Raw genomic sequence first — 1,590 nt, 5'->3', positions numbered from 1 at the left:
GCGGCGAAGCCTCCCTTGTAAAGCAGGTTGTGGGGAGAAACGGTTAACAGCCTGCATGCTCGAAAATGATGCGAGTGAAAGAAAATCGGCGCATAAGAAAACAAGCCCTTACACGAACTTATTCGAAGACAGAGAGAACAACGAGGAGGAAACGACAAGGCGCTATGACTCTTAGGACAATAACGGGGTTCAAACAAGGCCTAGCTGCAGGGGAACCAAGGCAACGATAAGAGTCATGATTAAAGACACGTTTAAAGTGTTAGTCTTTACAAGGAGAGAAGGCCCAGAACAGGTAATAAGACGCTTCAAGTGTCATGTTCATCCGTGCTAGAAGTTAAGTCCAAACTAAGGCTCTATGAAATGTCTTAAAATAGATACAGAGCCTTAAAAGCAAATATGTATTACATAGGTAATACATATTCAATTCATTTTATTAATCAACTCAACGAGCTCTTCATCATCTATCTTGTCTCGATATAAAGCCAAAGCTCGGTACAGTTTCGCTGCAGACACATTTCTCTCTGTCTGCTCTTGCAGATTTGCTACCCAATCGGTTATCCGTTCTTTATCAGTAAGTGACATTCTAAGAGTCAGAGGAGGCACCATATAAGATGTCGTCACTTTCTTTTTGACAGTCGTAATTCCAGTCGACTTACTTGAACCTTCGTTCTTGTCAGTAGAGATAGCTGTTATAGCTCCTCGTTTTTTCAACTTGCTCATATGTATTACCTATGTATTACATCAAATTCAAAAGAAACGCAGCCAGTTTTCGGTAATCGTTATTAACAAGAGAGCCCGATTTATAAAAGCGCACAGGAGAGGAAACGGCATTAGCTTGTCCAACATGCTCAGAACGACGGACAGATACTGGTAGCAATTTATCTTGTACTACCTCCAATTCCTCATCAATGAACTCATTAATAATAGTGTTTCTTGAGTCGACCTCGTTCCTCAAGATCAGATAATTGCCTTCATCCTCCTTAATTTCATAGACAGCTTCGAGTAAAGAGCTAATGCCGTCTAATGAAAATGCACCTGAATCTACAGGGATCAAGATAAGGTCTGAAGCCTGGATTGCGTTAAGAGTCGTTAGGGATAAGTTTGGTGGAGTATCAAGAAGAATGAAATCATAGGTGTCACCTAACTTCGCTAATTGCTTTTCTAAAATTCGTTCACGATTAATCTTTGTCAGTGATGTTTCGATGACACGTGACAACTGAACATCAGCGGGAACGACATAGAGGTTTTCAATAGAGTTCCCATTAATCTGTGCAGGTTGAATTAAATCGACAATGGACACAACTTTAGGCTTATCAAACAAAGCAGCCACCGTCTCTTCAAACTTAAAATCACGTTGTCCGGTTAACGTTTTAGAGCAGTTCCCTTGAGGATCGAGGTCAATAACTAACACTTTTCGTTTTCGTGCAAGCTCAGCCCCTAAATTGACAAGAGTCGTGGTTTTTCCAACGCCACCTTTTTGGTTCGCCGCGCTGATGATCTTAGTTTTCATAATAAACACCTCATGTATTACATGTGTAATACACAATAAAAAACAAAAAGCACACTGTCAATGTATTACATATGTAATAC

The 1,590-nt window shown here is 40.3% G+C and carries 2 protein-coding genes; both read right to left on the bottom strand.

The features are described 5' to 3' along the window. Positions 1–420: 420 nt before the first annotated feature. Positions 421–720 (bottom strand): hypothetical protein, encoded by a 300-nt coding sequence (locus AB4496_RS09230; protein ID WP_016799982.1) that lies wholly within the window; start codon positions 718–720, stop codon positions 421–423. Between the two features lie 16 nt (positions 721–736). Then, a complete protein-coding gene (locus tag AB4496_RS09225; RefSeq protein ID WP_016799981.1) occupies positions 737–1,510 on the bottom strand; it encodes a ParA family protein in 774 nt (257 codons plus the stop codon). Between the last annotated feature and the right edge of the window lie 80 nt (positions 1,511–1,590).

The organism is Vibrio sp. 10N.222.46.A1, from assembly GCF_041473595.1.
Classification (GTDB): Bacteria; Pseudomonadota; Gammaproteobacteria; order Enterobacterales; family Vibrionaceae; genus Vibrio; species Vibrio tasmaniensis_A.
The sequence above is the reverse complement of the archived record's forward strand: the minus strand, read 5'-3'. Positions and strand labels throughout refer to the sequence as shown.